Annotated in this window: 20 protein-coding genes; 4 read left to right on the forward strand and 16 right to left on the reverse strand. The window is 67.9% G+C overall.

Annotated features, from left to right (window positions below):
• Positions 1-39 precede the first annotated feature (39 nt).
• From J2X01_RS15760 to J2X01_RS15795, 8 genes are all read right to left on the reverse strand, one after another.
• A complete protein-coding gene (locus J2X01_RS15760) occupies positions 40-867 on the reverse strand; it encodes a PaaX family transcriptional regulator (protein ID WP_310059390.1) in 828 nt (275 codons plus the stop codon).
• Positions 868-916: 49 nt separating this feature from the next.
• Positions 917-1,135, reverse strand: coding sequence for a helix-hairpin-helix domain-containing protein (locus J2X01_RS15765; protein ID WP_310059392.1), 219 nt, complete (start codon positions 1,133-1,135; stop codon positions 917-919).
• 69 nt (positions 1,136-1,204) lie between these two features.
• The gene (locus J2X01_RS15770; RefSeq protein WP_310059394.1) at positions 1,205-1,762 is read right to left on the reverse strand and encodes a hypothetical protein; all 558 of its coding nucleotides are present in this window, start codon (positions 1,760-1,762) and stop codon (positions 1,205-1,207) included.
• Positions 1,759-2,304, reverse strand: coding sequence for a DUF402 domain-containing protein (locus tag J2X01_RS15775; protein ID WP_310059396.1), 546 nt, complete (start codon positions 2,302-2,304; stop codon positions 1,759-1,761). The genes J2X01_RS15770 and J2X01_RS15775 overlap by 4 nt, the downstream gene beginning before the upstream one ends.
• Positions 2,301-4,274, reverse strand: a complete 1,974-nt coding sequence (gene dxs / locus J2X01_RS15780; protein ID WP_310059398.1) for a 1-deoxy-D-xylulose-5-phosphate synthase — start codon at positions 4,272-4,274, stop codon at positions 2,301-2,303. The genes J2X01_RS15775 and dxs overlap by 4 nt, the downstream gene beginning before the upstream one ends.
• 187 nt (positions 4,275-4,461) lie before the next feature.
• Positions 4,462-7,275 carry an aconitate hydratase gene (locus J2X01_RS15785; RefSeq protein WP_310059400.1) on the reverse strand — a complete coding sequence of 938 codons (2,814 nt, stop codon included), beginning with the start codon at positions 7,273-7,275 and terminating at the stop codon, positions 4,462-4,464.
• Between the two features lie 172 nt (positions 7,276-7,447).
• Complete coding sequence (locus J2X01_RS15790) at positions 7,448-8,812, reverse strand: class I SAM-dependent RNA methyltransferase (protein ID WP_310059402.1); 1,365 nt, start codon at positions 8,810-8,812, stop codon at positions 7,448-7,450.
• Complete coding sequence (locus J2X01_RS15795) at positions 8,809-10,785, reverse strand: APC family permease (RefSeq protein ID WP_310059403.1); 1,977 nt, start codon at positions 10,783-10,785, stop codon at positions 8,809-8,811. Before J2X01_RS15795 ends, J2X01_RS15790 begins: the two co-directional genes overlap by 4 nt.
• Positions 10,786-10,987: 202 nt before the next feature.
• On the opposite strand from J2X01_RS15795, the gene J2X01_RS15800 reads away from it, so the two are divergent.
• Together J2X01_RS15800 and J2X01_RS15805 are read left to right on the forward strand one after the other, a co-directional pair.
• Entirely contained in the window at positions 10,988-11,659 is a 672-nt protein-coding gene (locus tag J2X01_RS15800) for a potassium channel family protein (RefSeq protein ID WP_310059404.1), read from the forward strand.
• The gene (locus J2X01_RS15805; protein ID WP_310059407.1) at positions 11,660-12,418 is read left to right on the forward strand and encodes a potassium channel family protein; all 759 of its coding nucleotides are present in this window, start codon (positions 11,660-11,662) and stop codon (positions 12,416-12,418) included.
• Here the strand turns inward: J2X01_RS15805 and J2X01_RS15810 are convergent.
• The 4 genes from J2X01_RS15810 to dut form a co-directional block, all read right to left on the reverse strand.
• Positions 12,415-13,173 carry a DUF3159 domain-containing protein gene (locus J2X01_RS15810; RefSeq protein WP_310059409.1) on the reverse strand — a complete coding sequence of 253 codons (759 nt, stop codon included), beginning with the start codon at positions 13,171-13,173 and terminating at the stop codon, positions 12,415-12,417. The genes J2X01_RS15805 and J2X01_RS15810 overlap by 4 nt on opposite strands.
• A complete protein-coding gene (locus tag J2X01_RS15815; protein WP_310059411.1) occupies positions 13,170-13,589 on the reverse strand; it encodes a hypothetical protein in 420 nt (139 codons plus the stop codon). Before J2X01_RS15815 ends, J2X01_RS15810 begins: the two co-directional genes overlap by 4 nt.
• A complete protein-coding gene (locus J2X01_RS15820) occupies positions 13,582-14,313 on the reverse strand; it encodes a DUF3710 domain-containing protein (protein ID WP_310059413.1) in 732 nt (243 codons plus the stop codon). The genes J2X01_RS15815 and J2X01_RS15820 overlap by 8 nt, the downstream gene beginning before the upstream one ends.
• A gap of 85 nt (positions 14,314-14,398) precedes the next feature.
• Positions 14,399-14,947 carry a dUTP diphosphatase gene (gene dut, locus J2X01_RS15825; protein ID WP_310059416.1) on the reverse strand — a complete coding sequence of 183 codons (549 nt, stop codon included), beginning with the start codon at positions 14,945-14,947 and terminating at the stop codon, positions 14,399-14,401.
• Positions 14,948-15,067: 120 nt separating this feature from the next.
• Between dut and J2X01_RS15830 the strand changes: the two genes are divergently transcribed.
• Entirely contained in the window at positions 15,068-15,553 is a 486-nt protein-coding gene (locus J2X01_RS15830; RefSeq protein WP_310059419.1) for a DUF3093 domain-containing protein, read from the forward strand.
• On the opposite strand, the gene J2X01_RS15835 is transcribed toward J2X01_RS15830, so the two are convergent.
• Complete coding sequence (locus J2X01_RS15835) at positions 15,550-15,849, reverse strand: DUF4193 domain-containing protein (protein ID WP_018772415.1); 300 nt, start codon at positions 15,847-15,849, stop codon at positions 15,550-15,552. The two genes, J2X01_RS15830 and J2X01_RS15835, sit on opposite strands and share 4 nt — an antisense overlap.
• Before the next feature lie 356 nt (positions 15,850-16,205).
• Between J2X01_RS15835 and sepH the strand changes: the two genes are divergently transcribed.
• On the forward strand, positions 16,206-17,570 hold the full coding sequence (gene sepH / locus J2X01_RS15840; RefSeq protein ID WP_310059425.1) for a septation protein SepH: 1,365 nt from the start codon (positions 16,206-16,208) through the stop codon (positions 17,568-17,570).
• 35 nt (positions 17,571-17,605) lie between these two features.
• Here sepH and J2X01_RS15845 read toward each other — a convergent pair whose 3' ends face one another.
• The 3 genes from J2X01_RS15845 to J2X01_RS15855 all read right to left on the reverse strand — a co-directional run bounded on the left by J2X01_RS15845 (position 17,606) and on the right by J2X01_RS15855 (position 22,348).
• The gene (locus J2X01_RS15845; RefSeq protein WP_310059534.1) at positions 17,606-18,826 is read right to left on the reverse strand and encodes an alkaline phosphatase family protein; all 1,221 of its coding nucleotides are present in this window, start codon (positions 18,824-18,826) and stop codon (positions 17,606-17,608) included.
• A 1-nt stretch (position 18,827) separates the two neighbouring features.
• The gene (locus J2X01_RS15850) at positions 18,828-19,571 is read right to left on the reverse strand and encodes a DUF5998 family protein (RefSeq protein ID WP_310059427.1); all 744 of its coding nucleotides are present in this window, start codon (positions 19,569-19,571) and stop codon (positions 18,828-18,830) included.
• Between the two features lie 86 nt (positions 19,572-19,657).
• On the reverse strand, positions 19,658-22,348 hold the full coding sequence (locus J2X01_RS15855) for a bifunctional acetate--CoA ligase family protein/GNAT family N-acetyltransferase (RefSeq protein WP_310059431.1): 2,691 nt from the start codon (positions 22,346-22,348) through the stop codon (positions 19,658-19,660).
• Positions 22,349-22,355 lie beyond the last annotated feature (7 nt).

Here is a 22,355-nt window from a genome sequence, read left to right on the forward strand (position 1 = left end):
TGGTGTGTGCCCGCCGGCCGGTGTGCCCCCGCCGGGTGTCTAGGAGACGACGGGCGAATCGACGAGGATTTCGCGTCCGATGAGGTCCGCGACGAACGCGTTCGAGGGCGCGGCGAGTTGCCGGTGGATTTCCTTGAAGAGCGCGAACGCCGCGTCGCCCGGCCAGTCCGCGGGCCGCAGTTCAGCGGGAAGGAACGGGTCCCGGAACGGGAAGCGACGGAAGTCGGATATCAGCTGGATCCGTTCGGACAGCGCCTGGCTGCCCGCTTTGGCGGCATTGGCGGCGGGGTCATTGAGCGGCGAGTAGCTGGCGATGAAGCGTTCGTAGTCGGCAGCGAGCTCCGTCAGGTCCCAGCAGCGCGCCGCCAGATCGCGGTCCGCATCCGCGTCCCCCGTTCCGCACCAGAGGACGTCGATGGTGGCGGACGGGTAGTCGGCGGCGAGTCTGTGGGCCGCGTCCAGGAGGTCGTGGGCGGCCACCCAGGTCGAGGTGGACAGCTGTCCGAAGCCGTGCCAGGAAAGGTCCTTGCGGAGCTGCTCCCGCAGGGACCTTTCAGTTTCCGGCACCTGGTAAATGACCATGGTCCATCGCCCCGGCCAGGGCTCCTGCCGCCGGTCGAAGATCCGCATCCGGCCTTCGGTGAGGACGTGGAGCATTTTCTCCGTCAGTTCGTAGACCGTTTCGCGCTGCTGCCGGCGGGTCGTGAACCAGCCTTCCTTCTTCAGGCGGGACATGCTCACCCGCACGGTGGCGGGTTCCACGCCGAAGACCGCCAGAAGCTTGGTCATGTCGCCGAGCTTGATTTCGGCGCCCGCGTAGCGGAGGTAATCCCCGAACAGGTCGAGGATGATGGAACGCGGTTTCATGGACGCAGGGCCCTTCGGTTGGTGGAACGTATCCTAACCCACCCGCCGGCTATCCTGCGGGCAGTTCCAGCCCTTGTTCGTCCAGGGCGTCCTCGAGCTGGGCCAGGGTCCGCGGGCCCATCCCGTGCATCCCGGACAAGGCGCGGCCACCGAGGGCCACCACCTGCTCGAGGGTCTCGACGCCGGCGTGGGCCAGGGCCCGGCGGGCGGGAGCCGCGATCCCCCGCGGCAGAGGGGTCCGGCCAGGTTCAACGGATTTCGGTGCCATGATGCATACCTTCCAGTCGTTGTCCCCCAAAACTGATGTGAAAACGTGCCGGTGGAACCAGCCCCGGAACTACAGGGTGAAGCTGTTGGCCGGCTTGGGTGAGTGCTTGAGCCTGAAGGACGTCTCGCCGAAGGCGGCGGCGCCGATGCTCAGTTTGGTGTAGTCGAGGTCCTCGCCGCGGATGCAGACCTTGATCGCGTTGACGGCCTTGTTGATGTCAGGGGTGAGTATGAAGATGTTGAGCTTGGCATCGGCGAACTCCGAGCGGTCCACAATGCCAAGCCCGCGCCAGGCCAGGTGGCTGATCAGGGCGTCCTTGGCCTTTTCCTCGAGGTAACGGTCGCGGTCGGTGCCGTCTTTGGTCTTCAGGGCGTACTGGGCCACGACCCAGAACTGCTCTTCCTCGGGGATTTCGGCATAGCCGTCTTCGGCGCACTGTACGGCGAAGGCGTCCATCAGCCCTTCAGCGGCTGCGGCATCGGCGACGTCGGTCTCGTCGGTCTTGCTCTGGTGCCCGACCACGCCGTGGTTCATCACGAACTGGCTGTAGTCCTCGTCAAACCAGGCCTCCCTGAACTCGAGGACCCCTTCGTCGTTGCGTTTATAAACGCGGATAATCCCGCTCATGTCCGTCCTTTCCTGAACCATTCGCGGTCTGCGCCGTCGAACGGTGGCTGTTGTGCCTTGACGGCCTGAAAAAGCTGCTCCGACGCCGCACTGATCCGGTCCACCACGTCTGCGGGGTAGTCCATCTCGATCCGGTGCGCGGCGAACTCGTCCTCGTCGTCGACGTACACACCGCGGTCCGCGGTCCGGATGACGTCGAGGTCCATGTCGATCAGGTGGAACTCTGTGACGCCCGGCCGGATCGTGGTCCAGCCGTGGTCTGTCGCAAGATCCACGTAGATCCGGACGCCCGCGGGATGGGCCCCGTCGTAGAAGGTGGCCACGTACTCGCCGGAGCGCGGGACCAGCAGCACGGCGTCGGATTCGGCGTAGAAGGCCGCGCCCGGGCGGGAGCAGAACTCGTTGGTTCCCTGGAAGATCCACCAGCCGTGGGCGTCCTCGCCGAGGTAGGTTCCGGGCACCACCCAGTGGGCCTTGCCGTTCCATTTCCGGTTGCGGGAGACCACGAGGTCTCCCGGTGCCAGACCGCGGGGGATCCTCACAGAATCGGCAGGCTGCCGGTGCTGGGGTGTGACTGGCCCGGGAGGGGCCGCGCGAACGGCACCTTGGTCCCCAGGACCTGCGCCACGACATCGTGCGTGATCTGCTGCGCGGTCAATCCGACCCGTTCCAGCACCTGGTTGCGGGACCCGTGGTCCAGGAACTCCACCGGGAGGCCGACCTCGTTGAGCGCGGTGTCCACGCCGGCGGCCCGCATTTCCTGGCGGATCCGGGATCCGACGCCGCCGGCGCGGACCCCGTCCTCGATGCAAATGACCAGGCGGTGTTGGGAGGCGAGGGCGATGATGGATCTCCGGACCGGGAGGAGCCAGCGGGGGTCCACCACGGTGGAACTGATCCCCTGCGCCCCGAGCCGGTTGGAAACGTCCAGCGCGAGTTCGGACATCGCACCGACACTGACGATCAGCACGTCGTTTTCGCTGGAGCCGGCCGGGCGGCGCGCCAGCACGTCAACGCCGTCGCTCAGCCGTTCGAGGGCTTCAACCTCGGCGCCCACGGTGCCCTTGGAGTAGCGGATGACACTGGGCGCGTCCTCGATGGCGACCGCTTCGCGCAGTTCCTCGCGCAGCCGTGTGGCGTCGCGGGGCGCGGCGAGGTGCAGCCCGGGAACGATCTGGACCATGGCCATGTCCCACATGCCGTGGTGGCTGGGGCCGTCCGGTCCGGTGACGCCGGCGCGGTCCAGGACCACGGTGACGCCGGCCTTGTGCAGGGCGACGTCCATCAGGAGCTGGTCGAAGGCGCGGTTCAGGAACGTCGCGTAGACCGCGACGACGGGGTGCAGGCCCCCGAATGCCATGCCGGCGGCGGACGTGAGGGCGTGCTGTTCGGCGATCCCGACGTCGAACACGCGCTCAGGGTGCCGCGCGGCGAACTTGTGCAGCCCGACGGGGATGAGCATGGCGCCGGTGATCCCGACGATGTCCTTGCGTTCGTCCGCGATGTCGGCGATCTCATCGGCGAAGACGGCGGTCCAGGACTTCGCGCCGCCGGCCTCGGTGGGCTCGCCGGTCTCCGGGTCGATGATCCCGACGGCGTGGAACTGGTCGGCCTCGTGGGCCCGGGCGGGCGCATAGCCGTGGCCTTTTTCGGTCATGGCATGCACGATCACCGGACCGGCGTAGTTCCTGGCGGTGGACAGGGCGTTCTCCATGGCCTGGAGGTCGTGGCCGTCCACCGGGCCGATGTACTTCATCCCCAGGTCCTCGAACATTCCCTGTGGGGCCCACCAGTCCTTGACGCCCTTCTTCATGGCGTGCAGGCTCTTGTAGGTGAACTGGCCCGCGGGGCCGCCGTTCTGCAGCCGCCTCCGCCACCAGTCCAGGGTGCCTTCGTAGGTCGGCGCCGCGCGGAAGGAGTCGATGGTGGGGCGCAGCGAGGCCAGGTAATCCGCGAATCCGCCAACGGTCGCGGCGTAGGAGCGGCCGTTGTCGTTCACCACGATCACCACGCGGCGCTTCTTGTCGGCGGCGATGTTATTGATGGCTTCCCAGGCCATACCGCCGGTCAGGGCGCCGTCACCCACCACGGCGATGACGTAGCGGTCGCCGTCGCCGGTCAGCTGACGGGCGCGGGAGATCCCGTCGGCCCAGGACAGCGAGGAGGAGGCGTGTGAGCTTTCGACGATGTCGTGCTCGGATTCGGCGCGGTCCGGGTAGCCGGACATGCCGCCCTGCTGGCGCAGGGTGCTGAAGTCCTGGCGTCCGGTGAGCAGCTTGTGCACGTAGGACTGGTGGCCCGTGTCGAAGACGATGCTGTCGCGGGGGGAATCGAAGATCCGGTGGACCGCGATGGTGAGTTCGACGACGCCGAGGTTCGGGCCCAGGTGCCCGCCCGTCTGGGAGACGTTGCCGATCAGGAACTCCCTGACCTCGGCTGCCAGCTGATCCAGCTGCGCCTCGGACAACTTACTCAGGTCCTGCGGATTCCGGATGGTCTCCAAGATTCCCAACGGCCCCTCCTTCGGGTGGTAGACATGCCTGTTAACTCTAACGCCTCCGGGCTGGGCCCGGTGCCGGAACGCGTCGCGGCGGGACGGCGCCCCGGCGCGCGTCCGGCACGCAAAAGCCCCGGCCGGTCAGGGACCGGCCGGGGCCAAAGACGCCTGGGAACTCCTCCCGTGCGGGAGGAGTCCTCCACTAGTTGGCGGAGATCTGGCGCAGCACGTACTGCAGGATGCCGCCGTTGCGGTAGTAGTCGGCCTCGCCCGGGGTATCGATGCGCAGGACCGCATCGAAGGACGTGACGGTGCCGTCTTCGGCTGTGGCGGTGACCTTGAGCGTCTTCGGCGTGGTGCCTTCGTTCAGGGCGGTGACGCCCTCAACGGCGAAGGTCTCCGTGCCGGTCAGCCCGAGGCTGGCAGCGTTCTGGCCGGCCGGGTACTGCAGCGGCAGGACACCCATGCCGATCAGGTTGGAGCGGTGGATGCGCTCGTAGCTTTCGGCGACGACAGCCTTGACGCCCAGGAGCGCGGTGCCCTTGGCTGCCCAGTCACGGGACGAGCCCGAGCCGTATTCCTTGCCGGCCAGGACGACCAGCGGGGTACCGGCGGCCTGGTAGTTCTGCGCGGCGTCGTAGACATAGGCCTGCGGGCCGTCCGCCTGGCTGAAGTCGCGGGTGAAGCCACCCTCGACGCCGTCCAGGAGCTGGTTCTTGATCCGGATGTTCGCGAACGTTCCGCGGATCATGACCTCGTGGTTGCCACGGCGTGAGCCGTAGGAGTTGAAGTCCTTGCGCTCCACACCGTTGGCCAGCAGGTACTGCCCGGCCGGGGTGTCGGACTTGAAGGAACCTGCCGGGGAGATGTGGTCCGTGGTGACGGAATCGCCCAGCTTCAGCAGCACGCGCGCGCCGGTGATGTCCTTGACGGGGTCCGGCTGTGCCTTCATGCCGTCGAAGTACGGGGGCTTCCGGACGTAAGTGGACTTCGGGTCCCAGGCGAAGGTGTCGCCCGCCGGGGTGGAGAGTGCCTTCCAGCGGTCGTCGCCGTCGAAGACGCCCTCGTAGCCGCGGGCGAACATCTCCTTGTCGATCGAGGAATCGATGACCTGCTGGACCTCGACCGGGTTCGGCCAGATGTCCTTCAGGAAGACGTCGTTGCCGGCCTCGTCCTGGCCCAGGGCGTCGGCGTCGAAATCGAAGTCCATGGTCCCGGCCAGGGCGTAAGCGATGACCAGCGGCGGGGAAGCCAGGTAGTTCATCTTCACGTCCGGGTTGATCCGGCCTTCGAAGTTGCGGTTACCGGACAGCACGGCGGTGACGGAAAGGTCGTTGGCCTGGATGGCCTCGGAGATTTCGGCGTCGAGCGGGCCGGAGTTGCCGATGCAGGTTGCGCAGCCGTACCCGACGATGTAGAAGCCGAGCTTCTCCAGGTAGGGGGTCAGGCCCGACTTGTTGTAGTAGTCGGTGACAACCTTGGAACCGGGAGCCACGGAGGTTTTGACCCACGGCTTCGACGTCAGGCCCTTGTCGACGGCGTTGCGGGCCAGCAGTGCGGCGGCCAGCATCACGGACGGGTTGGACGTGTTCGTGCAGGACGTGATTGAGGCGATCGACACTGCGCCGTGATCCAGTTCGAACTCGCGGCCGTCGGCGGTCTTGACGCTGACCGCGTTGGACGGCCGGCCGTCCGACGTCGGGCCGTGCCCGTGCGGGGCCAGGTCCGTGAGGTGGCTTGCGGAGCCCGTGAACGACGGCGAGTCGGACGCGGGGAAGCTCTCGTCGATCGCCTCGTCGACGCTGCCGCCGGCGAGCTCTTCCTTCACGTAGTTGCGCAGGTCCTGGCGGAACTGGTCCTTGGACTCCGTGAGGATGATGCGGTCCTGCGGGCGCTTCGGGCCGGAGATCGACGGGACAACCGTTGACAGGTCCAGCTCAAGGTACTCGGAGAACTTGATCTCCTTGGAAGGATCGTGCCAGAGGCCCTGTTCCTTCGCGTAGGACTCCACGAGGGCAACGTTCTCGTCCGAGCGGCCGGTGAGGCGCAGGTAGTCGAGGGTGACGTCGTCGATCGGGAACATGGCGGCCGTGGAGCCGAACTCCGGGCTCATGTTGCCGATGGTGGCGCGGTTGGCCAGCGGCACCGCCGCGACGCCCTCGCCGTAGAACTCCACGAACTTGCCGACCACACCGTGCTTGCGCAGCTGCTCGGTGATGGTCAGCACAACGTCAGTGGCGGTCGCGCCGGCCGGGATGGACCCGGTCAGCTTGAAGCCCACGACCCGCGGGATCAGCATGGAGACGGGCTGGCCGAGCATGGCCGCCTCGGCTTCGATGCCGCCGACGCCCCAGCCCAGTACACCAAGGCCGTTGACCATGGTGGTGTGCGAGTCGGTGCCGACGCAGGTGTCCGGGTAGGCCCGGACAACGCCGTCAATTTCGCGGGTCATCACGGTGCGGGCCAGGTACTCGATGTTGACCTGGTGCACGATGCCGGTTCCCGGCGGGACGACCTTGAAGTCATCGAACGCGGTCTGGCCCCACCGCAGGAACTGGTACCGCTCGCCGTTGCGCTGGTACTCGATCTCCATGTTGCGCTCCAGTGCGCCGGAGTTGCCGAAGGCGTCGATCTGCACAGAGTGGTCGATCACCATTTCGGCGGGTGCCAGCGGGTTGACCCGCTTGGGGTCCCCGCCGAGTTCCTTGACTGCTTCACGCATGGTGGCAAGGTCCACAACGCAGGGCACGCCAGTGAAGTCCTGCATGATCACGCGCGCCGGCGTGAACTGGATTTCAGTGTCGGGCTCGGCGCTGGGGTCCCAGCCGGCCAGTGCTCGGACGTGGTCGGCCGTAATGTTGGCGCCGTCCTCGGTCCTCAACAGGTTTTCAAGCAATACCTTGAGGCTGAACGGAAGGTTTTCTGCACCTTCAACGGAGTTCAACCGGAAAATTTCGTATTCGGTACCGGCTACATTAAGTTTGCCTTTTGAACCGAAGCTGTCCACAATGCTCATCGCAGGACTCCTCTCGCAACAGTTTCATCTTTGTCGCGCCGCAGACCCCTTGCTAGTTAGGTGGTCCTAACTAGTGCTTTGCCTTGTTCACACAAGGATCGGTACTTAGGTGCAGGAGGTCAGCCGTGACTACGGAGCGCGACATCGGACTACTCCGCCCATCCTAGTGGCCTCAGCCCCGGGGAGTCAGTAGCGCCACAGTTTCCATGTGATGGGTATGCGGGTAAAGGTCAAAAGCCCGCAGTCCCGCGAGGTCCCAGCCGGACTGCCGGAAGTAGCCCAGATCGCGGGCAAAGGACGCCGGATCACAGGAAACATAGGCAACGGCCCGCGGGCCGGCCCCGACCAGGTGGTTCACGACGGCCTTGCCGGCACCGGCCCGGGGCGGGTCCAGCAGGATGGCGTCGAACTTGCGCGCTTTCTCGCGCAGGACCCGTTCCACCTTGCCCTGGACGATCTCAACCTGGGCCGCGTCATGCAGGTTCTTTCGCGCGTCCCGGCTGGTGCCGGGCGAACCTTCGACGGAAAGCACGGACCCGGTTTCCCCGACCGCGTCGGCCAGCGGCGCGGTGAACAGCCCCGCCCCGGCGTAGAGGTCCGCCACCACGGCGCCCGGTTCCAGGAAGCCGCCGTCGTGCAGGAATCCGGTCACGGCCCCCACGAGCGTGGCCGGGGCGTCCCGGTGGATCTGCCAGAAACCGTCGCCGGTGACCCGGAAGTCGTGCCCGGACGCGGACTCCTGCACGTAGGTGCGCCCGCGCAGCCGCAGCACCTCGCCCTTGACTGGATCGAAGCTGGCGACCGAGACATCCTCGGGCAGTCCGGCCAGGACGGCGCTGAGCCGCTTGGCCCGGGTGCCCGGGGCCGGGACCAGGAGCACGAGCGGGCGGGAGCCGTTGGCCGGGGCGGCGACCTCGACGCGCTCGATGCCCTGCAGGTCGATGTCCCAGAGCCTGAGGGCGTTGATGGCGTCGACGGCCAGCGGCATCTCCCGGACCGGGAGGACGGTGTCGGAGCGGTGCGCGTGCATGCCGAGTTTCCCGGCCGGGGTCACCGCGAAACCGGCGCGGGTCCGCCAGGCGAGGCCCGCCGCCGCCTTAGGTCCGCTCTCCCCGGCGGCGCCCTCCACGGTGAAGCCCTCCTCCGCGTGCGTGAGGTCGACGCCGGCCAGGCGGCGCAGCTGTTCGGCCAGCACCTCGGCCTTGAGGCTGCGCTGGCGCCCGAGGGCGATGTGGCCGAGTTCGGCGCCCCCGACCGGCGGGTGGCGGTGCGACCAGGAGCGAACGGAATCGGCCAGGTCCCAGAAGTGATCCACGCGGTCCGGGGACGCCGTCAGGACTTCCACGACGTCGCCGCGCCAGAACTTGGCGTCCGGGCCGGACTCGGTGAGGCGGACCCGGACCTTCTCGCCGGGGATGCCGTGGCGGACGAAAACCACGCGTCCCTCATGCCGGGCAACGCAGTGCCCGCCGTGGGCGACCGGCCCGACGTCGACGATTAATTCGGTCTGGGCTTGCGTCTGGGTGTCGGAGCTCATTGGATGTCCTGCAGTCTCTTGGCTTCTTCGGATGATTTCAGCTGCCACGGCACACTGGCCACCATGACTCCCGGCTCGAAGTGCAGCCGGGTCTTGATGCGCAGGGCGGTCTGGTTGTGCACCAGCTGCTCCCACCACTTACCCACCACGTACTCGGGGATATAGACGACAATCAGGTCGCGGGGCGAATCGCGCCGCATGTTCTTGATGTACTCCATGATGGGCGTCACCGTTTCGCGGAACGGACTGGCCAGCACCGTCAACGGTACCGGGATTTCCAGCTTCTCCCAGTCCGCAACCGTCTGCCCGGTCTCCTCGCTGCTGATGTCCACGGTGATGGCGTCCAGCCGGGAGGGCCGTGATGCGCGGGCGTAGGCCAGCGCCCGAAGCACCGGCTTGCGGACGTGCGAGACGAGCAGCACGGCGTGCACGCGGGTGGGCAGGGCCCGCGGCGAGGAGTCCTCATCGACGGCGAGTTCCTTGGCCACATTGTCGTAGTGCGCCCGGATGCTCCACATGATCAGGAACAACACGAACATGGCCAGCAGCGCAATCCAGGCGCCCTGCGTGAACTTGGTGACCAGGACGATCACCAGGACCAGGCCGGTCATGCAGAAGCCCACGGTATTGATGGTCCGGGACTTGAGCATGCGCAGCTTCACGGCCGGGTCCTTGGCGAGTTTCAGCTCCCGCCCCCAGTGCCGGACCATGCCCAGCTGGCTCATGGTGAAGGAGATGAAGACTCCCACGATGTAGAGCTGGATGAGCTTGGTGACGTCGGCGTTGAACGCGATAATCAGCACCAGGGCGCCGGCGGCCAGCGCCAGGACACCGTTGCTGAAGGCAAGCCGGTCCCCGCGGGTGCGCAGCTGGCGGGGCAGGTAACCGTCCTGGGCCAGAATCGAGCCGAGCACCGGGAATCCGTTGAACGCCGTGTTGGACGCGAAGACCAGGATCACGCCGGTGGCGGCGACCACGATGAAAAAGGGGAGGGAGCCCGCCCCGAAAATTGTCTGCGCGATCTGGCTGATCGCCGGACTCTGGATGTACCCCTCGGGCAACGGCTCGCCGTCCAGCAGGAATTCGGTCGCCGGGTCCAGCACAATATGCACCTTCGTGGCGTTGGCCAGGTAGATGATGCCGGCCAGCATGGCCGAGGCGATCACGCCGAGCAGCAGCAGCGTGGTGGCCGCGTTTTTGCTCTTGGGCTTCTGGAAGTTCGGCACTCCGTTGCTGATCGCCTCGACGCCGGTCAGCGCCGCGGCGCCGGAGGAGAAAGCGCGGAGCAGCAGGAAGGCGCCCGCGAGTCCGACGAGTCCTTCGTCGAAGCCCGCAGCGGGAATGATCGTGAAGGCTGCGGAAGGGGCCTGGCCCAGCTGCCCGGTCGCGGCCTGGAAAACACCGATGGCGGTCATGCCGAGGATGGACGCCATAAAGATGTACGTCGGTACGGCGAAGACGCTGCCGGCTTCCTTGATGCCGCGCAGGTTCACGAGGGCCAGGATCACGACGCCGATCGTGGCGATGGCCGCCTGCTGGCCATGCAGCGAGGGCACCGCGGTGGTCAGGTACGTGGCGGCGGAGGACATCGACACGGCGACGGTCAGCACATAGTCGACCAGCAGCGCGGAGGCGACGGTGAGTCCGGCATATTTGCCCAGGTTCTCGTTGGCGATCTCGTAGTCGCCGCCACCGGACGGGTAGGCGTGGACGTTTTGCCGGTAGGACGCCACAACGGTCAGCAGCACCACCATGACGGCCAGCCCCACCCAGGGCGATAACGCCACGGCACTGACGCCGGCCAGCGCCAGCGTCAGGAGGATTTCGTCCGGTGCATACGCCACCGAGGACAGCGCGTCGGAGGCGAAAACGGGCAGGGCGATCCGCTTGGGAAGCAGAGTGTGAGCCAGGCTGTCGTTCCGGAACGGCCTGCCTACCAGCACCCGCTTCACGGCATTGAAAATTGTCGGCACCACACAAAGCTAGTCCGATTCGGACGCGATGTCATGACGGCGGCGGTCCCTGCCGTTCAGGCGCCGACTCGTAGCTCTGCCGGCGGGCATGGAAGCCTGTTGCGGCGCCGGTTACTGCGCCGGTTCCGTGGCTGGCCGGGCGGGCCGTGGAGGCCGGTAGAGTTTTACGCAGCAGCAGAAATCAAAGCCTGAGGAGGCACGTGTGGCGCACTTCGTGATCATGGGTTGCGGCCGTGTGGGGGCAACCCTGGCGCACACGCTCGAGGACGCCGGCCATTCGGTGGCGATCATCGACCAGGACGACCGCGCCTTCCGGCGGCTCCGCACCGGCTTCACCGGCCGTAAAGTCACCGGCGTCGGCTTTGACCGGGAGACCCTCAAGCAGGCCGGCGTCGCGGAGGCGTACGCCTTCGCCGCCGTCTCCAGCGGCGACAATTCCAACATCCTGGCCACGCGGGTGGCGCGCGAAACCTTCCACGTCCCCCACGTCGTCGCGAGGATTTACGACCCGGGCCGCGCGGAGATCTACCAGCGGCTGGGCATCCCGACGGTTGCCGCCGTGCGCTGGAGCGCGGACCAGGTGCTCCGGCGGATCCTGCCCGAACAGCACCTGGCCGGCGACTTCCGGGATCCGTCCGGCAGGCTCGTGCTCGCAGAGGTGGATTTGAACCCGCAATGGATCGGCCACCCGGTCACTTCGATCGAAAAGGCCGCCGGCATCCGCGTCGCCTACCTGACCCGGTTCGGCGAGGGCATGTTGCCCGCGGCGGGCACGCTGTACCAGGACGGCGATACGGTGCACGCCATGCTGGGTGTGGACCGCAGCAGCGAAGTAGCTCACATTCTGGCCCAGTCCCCTGCCAAGGAGTCCTAAGTGAAAGTCGTCATTGTCGGGGCGGGAAGCGTCGGTTCCTCGATCGCGCGCGAACTGCTGGCCCACAAACATGAGATCCTGCTCATCGACCTGAAGCCCGAGGTGATCGGCCGCAGCGGCCTGCGCGGCGCCCACTGGCTGGTCGGCGACGCCTGCGAACTGAGCACCCTGCAGGACGCGAAACTGGAGGACGCCGACGTCGTGGTCTCCGCCACCGGTGACGACAAGGTCAACCTGGTGGTGTCGCTGCTGGCCAAGACCGAGTTCGGCGTCGGACGGACGGTCGGCCGGGTCAACAACCCGAAGAACGACTGGATGTTCGACGATTCCTGGGGCGTCGATGTCGCGGTCAACACGCCGCAGCTGATGACTGCCCTTGTCGAAGAGGCGGTGGAAATCGGCGACCTGGTCCGCCTGCTGACCCTGCAGACGGGCGTGTCATCGCTGGTCGAGTTCACCGTCCCGCACGACTCGCACGTGGTTGGCCTGACGGTCGGCAATATCGTGTGGCCCGAGGATTCCACCCTGGTCGCGATCCTACGGGACCAGGCCCCGATCACACCGAGCCGTGATGACGTGATCGACGGCGGGGATGAGCTGTTCTTCGTGACCACGATCGCGGCGGAGGACGAGCTGCGCGCCCTGCTCTCGCCGGAGTCCCAGGGCGATGACGAGCCGGACAGCGACCAGCACCCCGTCACCTCGGACCGGCACGGCCACGGAGGTACCGCGGCCGAGAACGACGGCTTCGACGGCTAGCCCGGTTGCGCTGTCACTCCGGGCCGGGTCAGCAGCCAGGCCACCCAGATGCCCAGGATGTACAGCGGGGCCCCCATCAGGAGTCGTGTGGTAGCGAGGGCCGCGAAGCCGGGTTCGCCCATAAAGTACAGCGGAACCTGGACCAGGAGCCGCAGGGCCAGCACACCGATGATCACCCAGGTGCCGATCTGGTAGGCCTTCACCCGGGCCGGGTTCTTCCGCCAGTCCAGTCCCTCGTTCCGGATGAAGCCGAAGATCAGCCCGGCGAAGGGCCAGCGGACGGCAATCGAGATCGCCATCCCCACGATGTAGGCGAAGTTGGTGAAGAACCCCGGGACGTAGAAGTCCTCGGCCTTGCCGGTGCTGTTGGCGAGCCAGGCGGAGATCCCGACGCCGACAATCCCTGCCAGGGCCTGCGTCAGCGGCTTGCGCTGGACCAGCCGGATAACGGTGAACGCCGCGGCGACGGCGAGTGCGGCCACGAGGGCCAGTGGCAGCTCGCGCGTGATCGTGAAAGCGACCAGGAAGACCAGGCCAGGGAGGATGCTTTCGGCAATTCCCTGGGCGCCGCCGGCGCTTTTGAGCACGTCGATGTTGCCGTTGCCGCTGCGGTGCAGTCCGGCTTTGGCGGCATAACCTTCGGCAAGCTGCGCCACCGTGGGCTGGCTTGCGGCGGGCTGGGTGACGGCGGGCTGGCCGGACGCACCGTGCCCCTCGGGTCCCTGCACAGCCTCGGGCTTCTCGGGCAGGGTCATTGCTCCTCCTGGTGGGAGAGTATTTCGTAGCGGGGGTTGAACATGGTCGGCAGGCCGTCGCGCACGGTGACCATGCCCTGCAGCCGGAGTTCGGTGCCGGCGTCGATCCCGGGGACGCGGCGCCGTCCCAGCCAGACCACCCGGAGCCGGTCCGCGGGCAGGGAGGGCCGCTGGCGCCGGCTGCCGGCGGGCGGGGCGGCAGCCGCTGCGCCGGATTCTGCCGGGGCTGGGCCCGATTCGCGGCTTTTGGCGGGAACCGCCTCATGGTCGACGACGACCGCGCTGAATGCTGCCACGTTTGTTGCCGGCGGGTAGGTGACCGACTCGATGTAGCCGTGGCACACCACGCGGCCGCGGACCGGCAATCCCCTCACGGAGACGGAGGAGTCCGGATCCTGGCGGGGGGCATCAGCCAATCTGGGTAATCTCCGGTCCACGTTCGGGCCGCCCGAGGTCCGGGGCGGACTGCGGAGCGGGCACGGCATTTTCCTTCGGCAGGCGGAGCTGCAACAGGTCGCGCGGCGGCATCGGGTTTTCACCGCGGACCACAACGATCTGCCGGAACAGACCCTCAAGCCCCGCGGCCGCCGCGCGGTCCACAGCGGCCTCGCCACCAAGCACGCCGCGGAGGAACCAGCGCGGGCCGTCGACGCCGATGAAGCGGGCAACGCGGTAGCCCTGGCTGGCGTCGGCGCCACTGGCCGGGAGCTTGGCGAGCAGCTCGGTGCCGAAACTGCCCTGGACTTCCTCGATCTGGCCGCCCTGGCTGCCGACCGACTGGCCGATCTGCTCACGGATTTCGTCCCAGAGGCCTTCGGAGCGGGGCGCCGCGAAAGCCTGGAGCTGGAGGCTCGAGCCGTTCAGGTCCATGGTGACGGCGACGACGCGCTGCGTTGCCTCCTCAACTTCGAGCCGGAGCTGCAGGCCTTCCGTGGGCGCGATCAGGAGCGCACCGAGGTCCACGTAGCCGTCCTGGTCCTCGATTTCGGAGACGTCGAAGGGACCCGTAGCGCCGCGGACGGGTGCAGCAGTGGACGTCCCGGCGGAGTCACCGGCGGCAGCGTCAGCCACGGCCTCCTGGGTTTCCCCGGGGTCTGTCAGCTGTTCCTGCTTGGCTTTCCTGCCACGCCCAAAAACCATGGGGTTTTCTCCTTAGTTGTGATCCTGTGAGGCCGCGTCGCCCCGCGTCCGCGCGGCGCCTGCGTAAATACTGGCGTCTGGCCCTCTATGCCCGGACCGTGGCGCCGAAACCGCCGGTGGATCCGAACCCTCCGCCGCCCCGAACCGATCCGCCGAGTTCCTGCACCGGCAGGAACCGGGCGTACTCCACGCGCTGAATAACCATTTGTGCAATTCTATCGCCGCGTTTGAGTTCAATCGCCTGGTGGCGGTCGGTATTGAGCAGCGTCACCGCGATTTCGCCGCGGTAGCCGGCGTCGACGGTGCCGGGTGCGTTCACCACGGTCAGTCCGTGCTTGGTCGCGAGCCCGGACCGCGGGTGGATCAGGGCCACAAAGCCGTCGGGCAGGGCGATGGAAACACCGGTGGGGACCAGGCGGCGCTCCCCCGGTTCCAGCACAACGTCCTCGCGGGAGCGCAGGTCCGCTCCGGCGTCGCCCGGGTGCGCATACGACGGCGGCTCCAGCCCGTCGTCGAGCATCTTCAGCTGCACCGTCAGGGTGGGGGCTCCGTACTCCGCCGCGGACGCTGCCGCTGGGCGTGGTTCTGCCTCCGCTGTTCCGGCGTGGGCTACTGCAGTCGTTTCTTCAGTCACAGTCCCCCACTCTAACGCCAGCGGGGAAGATCGACCTAGCTGCGGCCGGCGCCGGCGGATGCCCGCACCGGCTTCCGCCGCCAAGGTGAAATAGCCCGCGAAAAGTGGAAAGCTGGGCTTATGCCCGAATCCAGCGCAGCCGCGCCTGCCCCCAACAGCACCCCCGGCGACGCCACCGTCGTATACAGCGAGAAGCTCTGGCCGAATTTCTGGATCTGGCTGGTGTCGGCGGGGCTGTCGGGCGCCGGGATCCTGGTGTTCGCCCCGATCAGCCTGGCCGCCGGGCTCACCGCCGCGGTCGTCCTGTTCGCGGTCCTCGCCACGCTGCTGGTCCTCTCGACCCCCGCGATCACAGTCACCGGCTCCACACTCCGCGTCGGCCGCGCCACCATCGAACGACGTTTCGTCGGCGCCGCCTCGGCCTACCGCGGCAAGGAGGCGACGGCAGAGCGCGGCACCCGGCTCAACGGCCTTGCCTTCCTGTGTATCCGCGGATGGATCGATCCTGTCGTCCGCATCGAGATCACCGATCCCTCTGACCGGACGCCCTATTGGCTCACGTCCACCCGCCGCCCGGACGAGTTGCTCGCTGCGCTGAACTCCTAACCCTCGCAGTCCTTGCAGTACTTGAGGCCGTCCTTTTCGCGGGCAATCTGCGAACGGTGCCGGACGAGGAAGCAGGAGGCACAGGTGAATTCGTCGGCCTGGGCAGGCAGGACCCGGACCAGCAGTTCCTCCCCGGACAGGTCCGCGCCGGGGAGTTCGTAGCCTTCTGCAAGATCCGATTCGTCCTCGTCGACCACTGCTGAAGGTTTTTCCGTACGCCGCGCCTTTAGCGCCTCAATCGAGTCCTCGCTGAGATCCTCTTCGGTCTTGCGCGGCGCGTCGTAGTCTGTCGCCATTGTGTGTTGCTCGCATTCCGCATTCGTTCGGGTGGATCGCCCCGCCCGGACGGTCCTGCAGGCTGTAGCCCGGGGCCCTGGGAGGGATTTGCCGTTGTCAACGCCGGACATGTGGTTTTTGTGCCCGATGTCGGGTCATTTTTGCTTAAGCGTCCGGTGAATGCCAGAGTCCCGCGGTCTGTGACACCGGGACCCGGCCGCCGATTCCCGGGACCGGGTTGGCAGCAGGCCCTGCAATGAGCCCGAAAGTCGCGGAATTGAGCGGAAAATGACGGCGCGCCCTCCGTCCTCACCGGAATTGGCACGCATCGGTGGCAGAGTTTCGATTGTTAGTAATGCCAGGGTGGAGGATTTGTATGCAGGATCTACGGCTTGTAGGCGTCCACGACGACGGGGAGCATCTCCTGTTGAGCGGCACCGGCGGCGAGATGTTCCAGCTGCCAATCGATGAAGCACTTCGGGTGGCAGCCAGCCGGACGCCGGCCAAAGCCGCGTCCGGGGCGGGCGCGGCGCCCATTGCCATGTCCCCGCGTGATATCCAGGCGCGGATCCGCAGCGGCTCGACCGCGGCCGAAGTGGCGGAGCTCTCCGGAATTCCGCTTGCGAAAGTCCAGCGCTACGAGGGTCCGGTGCTCGCCGAGCGCGAGTACGTCGCCGAGCAGGCGCGCAAGCTGGACGTCGCTTCGCCGGCCCCTGGCCACGACGCCTACCGTGCGGTCTTCGGCGACCACCCCGCGTCCCTCGGCGAAATGGTGGCCCACCGGCTCAGCGCGCACGGGATCGAACCCTCCACCGTGGAATGGGACTCGTGGCGGCGCCCGGACGGCAACTGGAACGTGGTGGCGCGTTTCGCGGCCAATCCGAGCGGCCCCGCCGGCATCGGCGAGGAACCGCCTGCCCTGTGGACGTTCAGTCCGGGCCGGAAATCCCTGCAGAACGCCAACCGCTGGGCGCAGCAGCTCAGTGAACTTGAGCCCCTCGATGGTCCCGTCCCGGCCCGCCGGCTCACGGCCGTCTCCGACCGGCCCTTTGATTTTGAAACCGACGCCGATGCCGCCGCGCGCACCGCCACCGCCCAGCAACAGGCGGGCCAGCAGCTCCAGTTGCTGCAGGATAAGGAATCCGACGGGCTGCTGGACATGCTGCGCTCCCGCCGCGGGCAGCGCCTCGGTGTGGACGAAGACGCCGACGACGCCCTCGCGGTGCTGCTGACCAACGGCGTTCCCGCCGCCCACCCGCGGCCCTCCGAGGTCCCCGCCGAGGTGCCGGACGAGCAGGAAAGCGGATCACCTGCGGCCGGCGCGCCCGCAGCGGTGCCCACGGAAGCGCCCGCTGCGGACACTGAAGCTCGGCCGGCCACCGACCCGTGGGAACGCCGCCGCGACGGAAGGCCCTCGATCATGTCCAGGCTCACCCTGGCGCCCCGTCATCACGACGAGCCGGACGACGCCCTGAAACTGCATGACGGAGTCAGTACCGAAACCCGGGAGATCACCATCTCGGCGTCGCAGTTGCGGCCGGTCGGCCAGCAGGGACCCACCTCCAGCCCCGGGCTCGACGAGCTGCTGGGCGGCGGACCCTCGCGGCGCCAGCAGCGTGAGTCTCCCGTCGCCGCCCGGAACGACCGCGACGCGGAGCAGCCGGAGCGCCAGCCGGCGAAGCCGAAGCGCTCCAGCATCCCGAGTTGGGATGAGATCGTCTTCGGAGCCCGCGGGGACTAGCGGAAGCCTCGTACCCCAGGGCCCTTCACGCGCAGTCAGGCGCGGGGGGCCCTTTTTCCGTCCGCCTGGAACGACAGCAGCGGGACTTCGCGCTCGGCCTTCGTCAGCGAGCCGTGCTGGCCCACGACCTCGAGGGCCGTCGGCCGCACCCGCCGGGTGTCATAGAAAGCCAGGGCGTCCCGGGCGGCAATCATCACATCGCCGATCCGCGGGCCGACCTCAGACCGGACCGCGCCGAAGAGCCCTGCGGCGGTGGCCTCCTCCCGGGTAAAGGCCCAGATCCGGTCCCCGAACCGTGCCCGCCAGGCATCAAGCAGGCGTACGCGGCCGCTGTCGCCTTCCGTCTCCTCAAGGTACAGGTGGACCATGCGCGGCTCGCCCGCGGTGTGGCGGACGCCGGCAATCAGGGCAGGGTCGGCCGAATAGTCGATCCGCTGGGATTCCGGCACGTCGAGCATGCCGTGGTCCGCCGTGAGCAGGATGGTGGTGCCCGCCGGGAGGGTGGTGCTGAGCCGTTTCACGGTGGCGTCGAGTTCCTCGAGCTGGTGCTCCCACTGGGGTGACTGGCAGCCGTGGCGGTGGCCGGCCTTGTCGAGTTCGTTGACGTAGAAGTACATCAGCGCCCGCCCCGCACCGGCCATCGCTTCCGCGGCGGCCGCGGTCCTGGCGTGTGAGGTGGTGGCCGTGACGTAGCGGCCGCCGCGGAGCGCGGCCCGGGTCATGGCGGAGTCGCTGAACTGCGGGAGGCTGACCGTGGTGACGTCCACGTGTTCCGCAGCCCGCTCGAACACGGTGGGGAACGGCTGCCACCGCTGGGGATCGACGCCGGCGTCCCAGCCGCCGAGCATGTTGACCACCCGGTCCTGGTCGGGGTCCAGCACGTCATAACCGACCATGCCGTGCTGCCCGGCTGCGAGTCCGGTGCCGAAGCTGGCCAGCGACGCCGCCGTGGTCGAGGGGAACGCCGAGTCCAGCATGACCGGCACGTTCCCCTGGCCGGACTGCATCACGGAGCGCAGGAACGGTGTGTGCGCCGACTTCTGCTTCAGCAGGTTGCGGCCCAGCCCGTCGGCGAGGACGACGCAGACGCGTTTCGCCGCGGGCAGGTTCAGCCGGTTCTCGAAACCCGGCACGCCCAGGCTGGCCGCGGCGCTCGTGAGCACCTCGGCGACGGAGCGGTCCCCGAAGGCCGGGGCGGTGGGGAGGACCCGCGCAATCGCCGTGGAGAGAGGTTCTGGCACGCGGACCGGCGCCATCTCAGCGCTGGTGGCCGCGGCTGGCGCGGCTTCCGAAAACACCCATCCGCGGGCGCGGCGGAAGCCCGGGGCCGGTGTGCGGCACCGGTGCGGAGGACCCGGTATTCACCGCGCGGAGGGCACGGGCGAACAGCTTGGCGTCCTGGACGGCCTGCAGCCCGTCGGCTTCGGCGCTGATCCGGAGCACGATGTCCTCCTGCGCAATGGTGCCGCTGTAGCCATGGTCGGCCTCGCACTGCGGGTCCCCGCAGCTTGCCGGCCCCATATCGAGGCGCTGGCCGCCCGACCACGCGATGGACAGGGTCAGCTCGCGGACCGGATCGGAGGACTTGTATTCCTGCGGTTGCGCGTACACGTAGCTGAGGACCACGGAACGGATCTGGGTGACCGGGACTGATTCGGTGGAGACCTGCGCGACGGTCTGCTCCCCTGCCTCGTCCAGCTGCTGGTCATCCACGTGCGTGATAACGAGCATGTCTTCGGTGAGGACCAGCACGGTGATGTGGCGGCGGACCTCGGCGCGGTCGAAGTGCGTTTCAAGGTGCACCAGGTGGGCAACGCAGTCGCGCCCGTCGAGGGCGTCGGCGACGACGTCGGCGACCAGCCGGGGGTAGAAACCCGCCTGCTGGAGGGCGCCTTCCAGGCTGTGGCCCTGCGCACTGTGGTCATGCAGGCCGTGATGGTGCGCGCCCGGGCGTCCGGAGAGGGTCGCCTGGGGCTTGGGAGTCGAAGACTGAAAGCTCATGGTTTCCATTTTCACAGATCGGCATGGGACATGCTAACCGCTGCCGGCCGCGGGGTGCCGCGGCCGGGCCCGCCGCTCCCCGGGCTTCAGCTGCGCATGGCGCGGCGGGCACTGTCGGTGCGCTGGGCGGCGTTGGCGATCCGGACGTCGGCCGCGAGGATCGACGCCCCCTCCGGCCCGGCGAGCACGGGGTTGAAGTCGACGAGGGCGATTTCCGGATGGTTGTCCTTGAGCCTGGTCAGCCGGGCGGCAAGGTCCTCCAGTGCCCTGGCATCCACGGCGGGCAGCCCCTGGTAGCCGAAAAGTTTCCGCGAGGCCCGGGGCGCCCGGATGAAGTCATGCAGGTCGGAGCCGGAGAGCGGTGGCACCCGGTGGGCCCAGTCGTCCAGCAGGTTGACCGCGTCACCGGCCAGGCCGAAAGATATCACCGGACCCAGCAGCGGGTCCTCGACGGCGCGGAAGGTACAGGCCTGACCAACCGGGGCCATTGACTGCACTTCCAGTGACGGCGAGCCGTAACGTTCCAGCGACTTGCGCATTTCCAGGACGTTGCGCCGCAGCGAGTCGGGATCCTGGATGTCCAGGCGCACCCCGCCGAGGTCGAGACGGTGCCGGAGCGCGGGGTCCGTGGTCTTCAACGCCACCGGCCAGCCGAGCCGGTCTGCGGCCGCGACGGCCTGTTCCGCGGTTTCAAATCCGACGGACGGAACCACCCGGATGCCGTAGCGGGCCAGCAGTCCCGTGGCGGTGTCCGGATCCAGCCGGATCAGATGCTCGCCGCCGACCTGGTCCAGCAGGCGTTCCAGCTCGTCATGGGTGCCGTCAGGGTCGCATCCCTCGGGTTCCACAAAGAGCCCCTGGTCGCGGTTGAGCCATTGGGCGTAGCGGACCACGGCACCCAGCGCGGCCACTGCCGCGCCGGGGTTGGAGTAGCAGGGAAGGACTGTTGAGCCTGCGCCGTCGCCCACCATTCCTTCCACGTAGATGGAAGGGTCCAGCAGGCCGCTGAACGCTGCCACCACGGGTTTGCCTGCCGCGACCGAACACTCGGCCAGGACGCCGGCGACCTTTTCCACCGTCAGGCCATGCGCCGGCAGCAGCGCGACCACAACGGCGTGGACGGTATCCGCCGTGAGAACCTCCTGCAGGCTGCGCCGCAGCGCCGGCAGTGCCAGGGACATGCCGGCGTCCAGGTCGACGTCGGTGACGATCCGTTCCACACCGAGTCCCTGCACGGCCGCGCTGTCAGCGACGACCTTGCCGAGGGCCCGGGAGTTGCTGAAGACGGCGATCCCCGGGCCCTTCGGCAGCGGCTGGCTTGAGACAATCTGGGCGACGTCCATGAGCTGCTCGATGGTCTCGACGCGAATGACGCCGGCCTGGCGCATCATCGCATCGACGGCCTCCGGCGGGGCCTGGGTGGTGCGCACCGCGTGGCCGGGAGGCAGCCCGAGGCCCATCGCGTTGGACTTCGCCACGATGACCGGCTTGGTGCGGGCCAGACGCCGGGCCAGCCGGGAAAATTTGCGCGGGTTCCCGATCGATTCCAGGTAGAGCCCCACGGCGGTGGTGTCGGCGTCGTCCTCCCAGAACTGCATCATGTCGTTGCCGGAGACGTCGGCGCGGTTGCCGGCCGAGAGGAAGGTGGAGATCCCGACGCGGCGCCGGCTGGAGGCCGCGTAGAGCGAGACACCGATCGCTGCCGACTGGCTGAACAGGCCCAGGCCGCCGCGGCGGCCCAGCGCAGGCGCCATGGAGGCGTTGAGGGACACGACAGGGTTGGTGTTCATGATGCCCAGCGAAGCGGGGCCGATGACGCGCATGCCGTTGGCGCGGGCCTGCCGGACGAGTTCGCGCTGGCGTGTGAGGCCGCGTTCGCCGTCGTCCGCGTACCCGTCGGTGGCCACCACGATCCCCTTGACCCCGGCGGCGGCGCATTCCTCCACGACCTTGGGGACCTCGGCGTACGGGACCGCGATGATGGCGAGTTTGACCGGCCCCGGCACCTCAGACAGCCGGGCGAAGGAGAGCATACCGGCGAGTTCGAAGGCCTCCGGGTTGATCGCGTAGACCGGGCCGGTGAAGCCGCCCTCGATAATGTGCTCCAGCAACTGATAGCCCACGGTGCCCCATTTGCGGCTGGCCCCGATCACCGCCACGGAGGACGGGGCGAGAAGTTCCTGGATGCTGCGGGCCTCGGCGCGGTGTTCCCGGGACTCCATCACGGCGCGGGACTTGTCCGTGGGGTCGATGTTGAATTCGAGGCTGACGATGCCGTCGTCGAAGTGTCGTTTGACGTCGTAGCCGGCATCGGAGAAGACCATCAGCATCTTGCGGTTTTCCGGCAGGACCTCCGCACTGAACTTCCGGATGCCGTTCTCTCGGGCGGCGGCGGCGAGGTGCTCGAGCAGGATGGACCCGATGCCGCGGCCCTGGTGCGCGTCGGCGATGTTGAACGCGACTTCCGCTTCCTCAGGGTCATCGAGCCGGTCGTACCGGCCGATGCCAATGATCTCCCCGCCGATCGTGATCACGAAGGCCACACGGTCCTTGTGGTCGACCTCGGTGAAGCGCTTGAGCTCCTTGGTGGAGAGTTTGGACTTGAATGCGAAGAACCGCATGTAAGTGGACTTCTGCGACTGCCCCACGTGGAAGGTCTGGACCGCGGCCGCGTCGGACGCGTGGATCGGGCGCAGATGAGCGGTCCCGCCGTCGCGCAGGACAACATCGGCTTCCCAATATTCCGGATATACGCCGTCCCCGGGCTGATCCACCATAGGCTTA

The organism is Arthrobacter ginsengisoli, from assembly GCF_031456935.1.
Classification (GTDB): domain Bacteria; phylum Actinomycetota; class Actinomycetes; order Actinomycetales; family Micrococcaceae; genus Arthrobacter; species Arthrobacter ginsengisoli.